Below are 9,778 nucleotides of genomic sequence, written 5' to 3'. Positions count from 1 at the left end.
AGTCTTTTTTATATCTTCGGGAAGTAGCTCAGCTTGGTAGAGCACTTGGTTTGGGACCAAGGGGTCGCAGGTTCGAATCCTGTCTTCCCGATTTTTTGTTTTTAATTGCTTTTACTTTCAAGTTGATTTATAATTTGAATGAACTGAATATGCGCCCATAGCTCAACTGGATAGAGTGTTTGACTACGGATCAAAAGGTTAGGGGTTCGACTCCTCTTGGGCGCGTTAATACGGAATGGTTTATTCCGTATTTTTTTTATATATTTTAATAAATACTAAGGTAAAGATGAAGAAAAGTCATTCTTCTTTCTTTCTGATATTAAATTCGTTATAATTAAGGTCAATATTAGTCAAAGGAATGAGTAAGATGGCACATCAGAATACCTCGGATTTAATTGAATCTTATATAAAGAAAATTTTGGAAGATAATGAAATGATTGAGATTCGTAGGATTGAAATGGCAGACCTCTTTAATTGCGTTCCTTCTCAAATCAACTATGTCATCAATACGAGATTTACGATTCAACGTGGATATCTAGTTGAAAGTAAGCGGGGTGGCGGAGGCTATATACGTATTGCAAAAGTAAGGATTTCTGATAAAAGACATATGCTGGAACAAATCAATCAGCTGTTTGATGAAACGATCAGTGAAAAAAATGCGTTTGCGATTATCCAAAAGCTATATGAAGATCAAATGATTTCAAAAAAAGAAGGAAATTTAATGTTAAGTGCAATTGCTAAAAGTACACTTAATTTTAGTGAATTAGAAGACTATACACGTGCTAGGATTCTTCGAGCCTTTTTAGAACGTTTAAGTTATGAAGATGGGAAGTGAACATAAATGGAAGAACTTTTTACAGAAAGAGCGCAACAAGTATTAGAAATTGCGCAAAAAGAAGCAAAAAAATTCAAACATCAGTCTGTTAGTTCTGAGCATATCTTGTTAGCCTTAGTACTCGAACCAAATGGTATCGCTGGGAAAGTCTTGCGAGAAGTGGGGCTTAACGAAACGGATATTTATGAAGAGATCGAACATTTAATTGGTTATGGGATGGTCAATTCGTATCCTCAGGGTGTATTTCTTCCATATTCCCCAAGGATGAAACAAATATTTGCATTGGCGAATAGCGAAGTAAAGAAAATGGGTTCGCAAAAAGTCGGTACAGAGCATATCTTGTCTAGTCTGTTGAAGGATGAAAGCATTATGGCTGCTCGCATCATGATCAATTTAGGAATCAGTTTAACGAAAGTACGCCAATCACTGAAACAAAAAATGGGCTTGAAAAATGATACTCGTAATGGTGGACTACGTCGTCGAAACCCACAAGAGAAGCGCCAAATGGTAAAAGGTACACCAACTTTGGATTCTTTAGCAAGAGATTTAACGCAACTAGCTAAAGAAGGCAAATTAGATCCAGTAGTAGGACGTTCAAGAGAAGTAAAACGCTTGATCCAAATCCTTAGCCGCCGCACTAAAAATAATCCAGTATTAGTTGGTGAACCTGGTGTAGGTAAAACTGCTATTGCGGAGGGACTTGCACAAAAGATCATCTTGGGTGAAGTGCCTGAAGAAATGCAGGAAAAACGCTTGATGATGCTCGATATGGGCTCATTAGTTGCAGGCACGAAGTATCGTGGTGAATTTGAAGATCGGATGAAAAAAGTCATTGATGAAATTTATAACGATGGCCAAGTGATCTTATTTATTGATGAGTTGCATACGCTGATCGGTGCTGGTGGAGCAGAAGGCGCAATCGATGCTTCGAACATTTTGAAACCAGCGTTAGCTCGTGGCGAGTTACAGACGATCGGTGCAACGACTTTAGATGAATACCAAAAGTACATTGAAAAAGACTCGGCATTGGAAAGACGTTTTGCCCGTATTCAAGTGGATGAACCAACGCCGGAGGAAGCAGAAGAAATCTTGCGCGGACTACGCTCAAGATATGAAGAACATCATAATGTAGAAATCACAGATGAAGCTGTACGTTCTACTGTCAATCTCTCTGTACGTTATATCACTTCCCGACAATTACCCGACAAAGCGATTGATTTGATCGATGAATCAGCTGCAAAAGTTCGTTTAGATCAGACAGATGATCTATCTAAATCGGCGATGGTCAAGTTAGAAATCGATACTTTTGTGAAAGAAAAAGAACGAGCTATCCAGAAACAAGACTTTGAAACGGCAGCTCAATTCCGCAGACAAGAAAAAGCAATGCGTAAAAAACTAGATAAGTTATTATTGCTTGAAGAAAAACACGAAAATGGTTATGCGAACCGTGTAACTGAAGAGGATGTGGCGACTGTCGTTTCTGAATGGACAGGTGTCCCACTTCAACAGTTGGAAAAGAAGGAAAGTCAGCGGTTATTAGAACTAGAAGCATTACTACATGAACGTGTAGTTGGACAAGATGAAGCAGTTAAGGCAGTGTCGCGTGCGATCCGACGTGCTCGTAGTGGGCTGAAAGACCCTAATCGTCCGATTGGCTCATTCATGTTCTTAGGACCAACGGGTGTCGGTAAAACGGAGTTGGCTAAAGCATTATCAGAAGTGATGTTTGGCGATGAAAACTCGTTGATTCGTGTGGATATGTCTGAATTTATGGAAAAATACAGCACAAGTCGTCTAATTGGTTCACCTCCAGGATATGTTGGGTATGATGAAGGTGGACAATTGACAGAAAAAATCCGCCAAAAACCATATTCGGTGATTCTATTAGATGAAGTGGAAAAAGCCCATCCAGATGTTTTCAATCTGTTATTACAAGTACTAGATGATGGTCACTTAACAGATTCTAAAGGTCGAAAAGTTGATTTTCGAAATACGATCATGATCATGACTTCAAATATTGGAGCGACACAAATTCGAGAAGAAAAGAATGTTGGTTTCAATGTCCAAGATATTACAAAAGATCATAAAGCCATGCAAAAACGTATTTTAGAGGAATTGAAGAAAACGTTCCGTCCAGAATTCTTGAACCGTATCGATGAAACGGTAGTATTCCATTCTCTAAGCAAAGAAGAAATACATGCGATTGTTGAGATCATGAGTCGTGCGATCGTCAAACGATTAAAAGACCAAGATATTCAAGTGAAAATCACACCGGCAGCAGTTGATGTGATTGGTAAAGCGGGATTTGATCCTGAGTATGGTGCTCGTCCGATCCGTCGTGCCCTACAAAAAGAAGTAGAAGATCGCTTAAGTGAAGCTTTACTAGGTGGCGAGATCCATTTAGGGGATCAAGTCACAGTGGGCGCCTCGAAAGGGAAAATCACTTTAAACGTTCGCTTACCAAAAAAGGCAACAATTGAATCCTAATGATTAAGAAGAACGGTTTTTTATCTCTCCTAACGTAAACATTACGTGGAGAGATAATAGCCGTTCTTTTTTATTATGTGCAGTTTTTCTTGTGAAGAGATTTTCAAAAATCCAACAATAAATATAAGAAGTATTGGAAAGTTTTTTAAGCTATGCTACTATTATGGAGTTGTAGGAGGAGGAACTAATGATCGAAATCATAACTACTGTAGAATCTTTTGAACAAGCGAAAGAGCTGATTGAAGCTGGGACGGACACTTTATATTTTGGCGAAGAGTTATTTGGCCTAAGATTACCCGCGTCATTCTCGAGAGAAGAACAACGCCAATTAGTTGAATTGGCTCATCAATATGGCAAACAAGCAAATATTGCGGTGAATGGCATTATCCATCCTGAAAAAATGAAAAAAGTTCCAGAATACCTGAAATTTCTAAAAGAAATCGGGGTCGATAAGATCACGGTGGGCGATACTGGGATTATTTATACAATGAAAAAATACCCTGAATTGAGTATTCCATATATATTTGACGCAGAAACGTTGGTTACTAGTGCAAGACAAATCAACTTTTGGGCGAAAAAAGGAGCGACTGGTGCAGTACTGGCACGTGAAGTTCCGTTTGAAGAAATGAAAAAAATGGAAGAGAAATTGACGATTCCTGTCGAAGTACTCGTGTATGGTGCTACATGTATCCATCAATCGAAACGGCCGCTTTTACAAAATTATTATCATTTTACGAAGCAAGAGGAGCGAGCAGACCGTGACAGAGGGCTCTTTCTTTCTGAACCTAAAAAAGAAGAAACACATTATTCCATTTATGAAGATACACATGGTACACATATTTTTGCAAGCAATGATCTAAATCTTTCTAAAGAATTGAATGAACTTTATACGCATCACTTCCGTACATGGAAATTAGACGGATTATTTACACCAGGAGTAAATTTTGTAAAGATCACACAAGAATTTGTAAAAGCCAAAGACTTGCTACTTGCTGATTCATGGAATGAAGAACAAGCTGAAGCAATTTGTGCTGCAATCAACGAATTACATCCAACAAATCGTGAATTAGATACAGGCTTCTTTTATATTGATCCTGAAGCCATCAAGTAAGGAGTAGACAAAAGAAAAATGACAACAAAACGAAAATTAAAACGTCCGGAAGTCTTAGCTCCGGCAGGAACACTTGAAAAATTAAAAACAGCGATCCATTATGGTGCAGATGCTGTGTACATTGGCGGTAATGCTTATGGTTTGCGGAGTCGTGCCGGTAATTTCACCTATGAAGAAATGGCTGAAGGTGTTGCTTTTGCCAAAGAACATGATGCAAAAGTATATGTTGCTGCGAATATGGTCACTCATGAAGGAAACGAAGAGGGAGCAGGAGAATTTTTTAGAAGTCTGCGTGATGTTGGCATTTCAGCGGTGATCGTTTCAGACCCTGCCTTAATCGAGATTTGTGCAACGGAAGCACCTGGTCTACCTATCCATCTTTCTACCCAAGCCTCTGCAACCAACTTTGAAACGCTTGAATTCTGGAAAGAAGAAGGATTAGAACGTGTCGTCTTGGCACGCGAAGTTTCAATGGAAGAAGTCGCAGAGATCCGTAAAAATACAGACATTGAAATTGAAGCGTTCATTCATGGTGCAATGTGTATTTCTTATTCTGGACGTTGTACATTGTCTAACCACATGTCGATGCGTGATGCAAACCGCGGTGGCTGTTCTCAATCATGCCGTTGGAAATATGGACTGTTCGATATGCCATTTGGTCAAGAGAGAAACAGCTTGACTGATTCTGGAGAAATCGAAGAAGAATTTTCGATGAGTGCAGTCGACATGTCAATGATCGAACATATCCCCGAATTGATCGAGAATGGGGTCGATAGTTTCAAAATCGAAGGACGGATGAAATCGATCCATTATGTATCAACTGTTTCGAATGTCTATAAAGCAGCAGTGGATAGTTACATGGAAGATCCAGATAACTATGTATGTAAACAAGAATGGATCGATGAGTTATGGAAAGTGGCACAACGAGAGCTTGCTACTGGTTTTTACTACAATACACCAAGTGAAAATGAACAATTATTTGGGGAACGTCGCAAGATCCCTGTTTATAAATTCGTTGGTGAAGTATTGTCTTATGATGCAGAAACAAAGATTGCAACGATCCGTCAAAGAAATCTTTTTTCTGTAGGCGATGAAATTGAATTTTATGGACCAGGGTTTACACATTTCAGCCAACCAGTGGAAGTAATGTATAATGATGAAGGAGAGTCCATTGATCGTGCGCCTAACCCAATGATGATCCTAACGATGCCAGTAGCTCAACCAGTTAAGCCAGGTGACATGATCCGTAAAAGAAAATAATAGCGGAGGCATGACAAGCTGAGCATTTGAAACCTATTATTTAGTAAAACGTGTTACACTTATTTTTTGTAAGGATAAAGCTTGTGAAAGAGCATTCATAGCTTGTTTAAGCTGTTATCTAAGGTATCATTATTGACATGATCCTTTTAAATCGGGAGGTATAACATGGAAACTTATGATTATATAGTCGTCGGTGGTGGTTCAGGTGGGATTGCCTCAGCAAATCGTGCAGGAATGCATGGTGCAAGAGTCTTATTGATTGAAGGAAATGAATTAGGTGGCACTTGCGTAAATGTCGGCTGTGTACCTAAAAAGGTCATGTGGCAAGCAAGTACGATTTTAGAAACGATTGAACGAGATGCTCCAAGTTATGGCATCCAAGCGGATCTAAAAAAGGTAAGCTTCAAAGAATTAGTTGAACGACGTGAAAAATACATCGAATTTTTACATGGAGCGTATCAACGTGGGTTGGATAGTAATCATGTTGATGCAATCAAAGGATATGCAACATTTGTCGATAGCCAAACAGTGGAAGTAAATGGCGAAACATATCAAGCAGAAAAAATTTTGATCGCTACAGGCGGAAAACCTAGCAAGATGAGTATTCCTGGGGGCGAGTATGCGATTGATTCAAATGGCTTCTTTGAATTGACAGAACTACCAAAACGAGCAATTGTTTTAGGTGCTGGATATATTGCTGCGGAGCTTTCAGGAGTCTTTCGCGGCTTAGGGAGCGAAGTAATGTGGGCATACCGCAAAGAACGCCCGCTACGTACATTTGACCAAATGTTATCTGATAACTTAGTAGAGATGTACCAAGAAGCTGGGATTCAAACCTATGCACACTATGTGGCCAAAGAAATCATCAAAAATGAGAATGACTATACTGTCGTATTTGAAAATGGCGAAAAATTGACAGGGGATTGTGTCCTATTTGCTGGTGGTCGTGTACCGAATACGGCGAAACTTGGCTTGGAGAATACGCAAGTCCAATTAGATGAAAAAGGATTTATCGTAGTTGATAAATACCAAAACACAACAGATAGCCATATTTTTGCTGTTGGAGATGTTATTGGGAAAATTGAATTGACCCCAGTAGCGATTGCTGCAGGACGTCGTTTATCTGAACGTTTATTCAATGGTAAAGCTGATTCGTATTTAGACTATAACTTGGTACCAACGGTCATCTTTACGCATCCACCGATTGCAACGATCGGTGTGACAGAAAAAGAAGCAATCGAGGAGTATGGAGAAGAAGCAATCAAAGTCTATCGCTCCCGCTTTACACCTATGTATTTTGCATTGAATGATTATCGTCAGAAATGTGAAATGAAATTGATTTGTGTAGGTAAAGAAGAAAAAATCATTGGCTTACACGCAATCGGTGTTGGTGTAGATGAAATGCTCCAAGGATTTGCTGTAGCTATCAAGATGGGAGCAACAAAAGCCGATTTTGATAATACTGTAGCAATCCATCCTACAGGTGCTGAAGAGTTTGTAACCATGAGATAATGAAAAAGCAATACGCCGTCTAACTTTAGAATGTCTAAGTTAGGTGGCGTATTTTTTTATTGTTATCGCTTAAGGATATCTTTTGCTTTCATTTTTTCTAATTCTTTTGCGAGTTTCTTTTTCTTCGACTCTTTTCCGCCTTCATACATACAGATCAGCGCGATCAAACCAACGAAAGGCATCAAAATATTTTTAAAAGAGAGATCCCAGTGACCACTAATGACAATATAGACAACTAAGCCACTAAAAATCACCGGTAAGATTGCCCCTAAATATTTTTTTCCTAAATATCCTGACAGCGTTTGAAAAGCAATAACGAAAACAATCAATAAAAGTTCTAAAATATTATTCATGGTTACTCTCCTTATGTTTTATTAAGATTTCTTTTGCTAATTCTAAGGATAGTTTTTCATTAATAACCATCTCCATGATTGCAATTTCAAAAGAATCATTGTTTTCTTCAGATAATTTTATCTTTTCGATCAATCGATCCAATCTTAATCTGACAGTCGGATAACTAACTTGATAATCTTTTGCTAATTGCTTTAAGGAACCTGAAGCGAATAAGAATTTTTTGATAAATTCTTGTTCTTCAGTTTCTAAAGTGAAAAACCAATCCATTTACTTTACTCTCCTTTTATTAATATTATTTATTTTAATTTAACATTGTTAAAATTAAAACACAAGGAAAATTTATAAAATCAATTATAGGTGGGAGTGATATATAAGGAACGAGAAAAATCTAAGAAGGGATTCACAAAAATTTGAAAAGAAAATTCTGTGAACCCCTTCTTAGTTACCGGAGCTATTCTGTCCGACTTTTTTATACTATCCATAGGTTTTTGCTAGTTCTTTTGACCAATGATGTGTCAGGTATAAAGGATTTCTTCTAAATTGTTCCAAAAAGAAGAAATAGGTACTTTGGAAATTTTTAGCATCTGTGTGGTTATTCGACTCTTATTTAGTTCGATATCCGTTAAGATTAAGTCATATTGATTGATTTCTTGGTAATCTAGTTTGAAGATATTTCCCTTGTATGTATCAATTGAATGCAATGCGGGCAATTTCTTTAATAAAAGTTGCTTGTAAAAGGATAAAATTCGTTCTTCTTGATAGGAAATGATCAAGATCGAAAAATGCGCTTTATGTGGAAATAAAGTCGCCAATAGTTGTGGGGATAAAGTGATCAATTCCAGCAGTAACTCTTCATACAGAAAATGGTTCTTTTTAATGTTTGTAAGTCCGGCTTCTTCTATGGCTGTATCGTAAGCAACTAGAAGTTTCGGTGAATGCTTGATTAAAAGATCGGATAGGATTTCTATGTAAGTTGTTTTGAACGATTGTAACTCCTGATTGAAGTGAAGAAAATCTTGCAACTGTTGTTTCTCTTCAGTAGATAAAGGAGCAATTATATTTAATTGAGTATAAAAGCGTTGCGCTAATGTATGTAATTGATCCCATTCATTTTTTTTATGGTTGTCAGCACGATTTTCGAACAAATATATCCCAGATTGAATGATATCTTGAATTGCTGCTCTAGTGATCTTACATTGATAATTCTTTTCGATGATTGAACATAGGACAGTATTTTTTTGTAGTAAATCAAAAAATATGGAGGTCGTACTACAGTTTTCAGTCGGAGATACTTCTACTAAATGATGATGCCCGATACGGATAAGTGAAATATAGAAATAATAACTATTCAAAATCAATTTATATGTACTGATATCAGTAGCAGAATTACTTTTTTCATAATAACGTTTCAAAATTTCAAATAGGTGTTCAAAATGAGGGAGATGTTGCGGTGGATATAACTCCCGAAACATGCTGCAAAAAAAGTGCCGGATAAAAATTTCATCCCCAATGATTTTTGGTTTTGTTGTTAGGTGGATGCTTATAGGCAATTTCTTACTTTTAAAATAAGTGTTGATCTTTAAAATGATGCGCCGAATACTTGTTTCACTTAAAAACAGTGTTTCTGAAAGCTTCGATAAAGTTATTTATTCTATAAAAATATGTTTGAGTATCTGAATATTTGTTGAATGATTAAGAATTTGTTTTATCAGGTCTTCTAAATTCTGATCACTTGGTATGTTTAACGAGGTAATTTGATATTGATCGATGTTGATTGCAATCGGTGAATAGGTATGATTAAAAAAAACAACATCACTCAATAAAGTTTTTTTTGTGATATTTAATTGTTGTGCTAAGGTGTCACAATCGCTATCTGACATACCCAGAATCAAGGCTAATTTTATTTGTCTTTCAGAAGATTTTTCAAGTATACTAGGTTCTTTTGTCATCTTTTTTAGATTTTTAAATAGCAAAAATCTTTTTTCGCCACCTTTCATTTCTTAGTATATATATTATTTTATCATAATTATTTAACAATGTAAGTGTTTTTTTATAGGAGAAATATAAAATAAAATTCCAAATTTTAAATGATAAAAAATTATTTTATATATTAATGTATGTTATTTTATTTTTTTGTATTGTAATGAATACTCGTTCTATCATTGATGAAAATAAAAAAGAGTCTGGGACAATAGTCCTTCTTAAAAAGAATAAACGTC

9 protein-coding genes, 2 tRNA genes and 1 pseudogene are annotated in these 9,778 nt (G+C 36.7%); 7 read left to right on the top strand and 5 right to left on the bottom strand.

Annotation, left to right across the window (positions count from 1 at the left end; genetic code table 11):
* The first annotated feature begins 17 nt into the window (after positions 1–17).
* The 7 genes from ED2_RS13455 to gor all read left to right on the top strand — a co-directional run bounded on the left by ED2_RS13455 (position 18) and on the right by gor (position 7,205).
* Positions 18–91: transfer RNA gene (locus tag ED2_RS13455), tRNA-Pro, on the top strand.
* Between the two features lie 60 nt (positions 92–151).
* Positions 152–225, top strand: a tRNA-Arg gene (locus ED2_RS13450).
* Positions 226–367: 142 nt separating this feature from the next.
* The gene (locus tag ED2_RS13445) at positions 368–835 is read left to right on the top strand and encodes a CtsR family transcriptional regulator (protein WP_005881164.1); all 468 of its coding nucleotides are present in this window, start codon (positions 368–370) and stop codon (positions 833–835) included.
* A 6-nt stretch (positions 836–841) separates the two neighbouring features.
* Positions 842–3,322: an ATP-dependent Clp protease ATP-binding subunit gene (locus ED2_RS13440; protein ID WP_060789889.1), complete on the top strand. Its 2,481-nt coding sequence runs from the start codon at positions 842–844 to the stop codon at positions 3,320–3,322.
* 187 nt (positions 3,323–3,509) lie between these two features.
* Positions 3,510–4,433, top strand: a complete 924-nt coding sequence (locus ED2_RS13435; protein WP_005881159.1) for a peptidase U32 family protein — start codon at positions 3,510–3,512, stop codon at positions 4,431–4,433.
* Between the two features lie 18 nt (positions 4,434–4,451).
* Complete coding sequence (locus tag ED2_RS13430) at positions 4,452–5,693, top strand: peptidase U32 family protein (protein ID WP_005881157.1); 1,242 nt, start codon at positions 4,452–4,454, stop codon at positions 5,691–5,693.
* A gap of 165 nt (positions 5,694–5,858) precedes the next feature.
* Positions 5,859–7,205, top strand: coding sequence for a glutathione-disulfide reductase (gene gor / locus ED2_RS13425; RefSeq protein WP_005881155.1), 1,347 nt, complete (start codon positions 5,859–5,861; stop codon positions 7,203–7,205).
* Positions 7,206–7,267: 62 nt separating this feature from the next.
* Here gor and ED2_RS13420 read toward each other — a convergent pair whose 3' ends face one another.
* The 5 genes and pseudogenes from ED2_RS13420 to ED2_RS16170 form a co-directional block, all read right to left on the bottom strand.
* A complete protein-coding gene (locus ED2_RS13420) occupies positions 7,268–7,558 on the bottom strand; it encodes a hypothetical protein (RefSeq protein WP_005881153.1) in 291 nt (96 codons plus the stop codon).
* On the bottom strand, positions 7,551–7,826 hold the full coding sequence (locus ED2_RS13415) for a DUF2089 family protein (protein WP_005881150.1): 276 nt from the start codon (positions 7,824–7,826) through the stop codon (positions 7,551–7,553). Before ED2_RS13415 ends, ED2_RS13420 begins: the two co-directional genes overlap by 8 nt.
* Before the next feature lie 248 nt (positions 7,827–8,074).
* Positions 8,075–8,971, bottom strand: coding sequence for a M protein trans-acting positive regulator (MGA) (locus ED2_RS16180; protein ID WP_231369450.1), 897 nt, complete (start codon positions 8,969–8,971; stop codon positions 8,075–8,077).
* Between the two features lie 114 nt (positions 8,972–9,085).
* Positions 9,086–9,145 (bottom strand): annotated as a pseudogene (locus ED2_RS16175) (hypothetical protein); the annotation flags it as partial.
* Between the two features lie 60 nt (positions 9,146–9,205).
* Positions 9,206–9,556, bottom strand: a complete 351-nt coding sequence (locus tag ED2_RS16170; RefSeq protein WP_016177796.1) for a hypothetical protein — start codon at positions 9,554–9,556, stop codon at positions 9,206–9,208.
* Between the last annotated feature and the right edge of the window lie 222 nt (positions 9,557–9,778).

Source organism: Enterococcus durans NBRC 100479 = LMG 10746, assembly GCF_001544215.1.
Taxonomy (GTDB): Bacteria; Bacillota; Bacilli; order Lactobacillales; family Enterococcaceae; genus Enterococcus_B; species Enterococcus_B durans.
The sequence above is the reverse complement of the archived record's forward strand: the minus strand, read 5'-3'. Positions and strand labels throughout refer to the sequence as shown.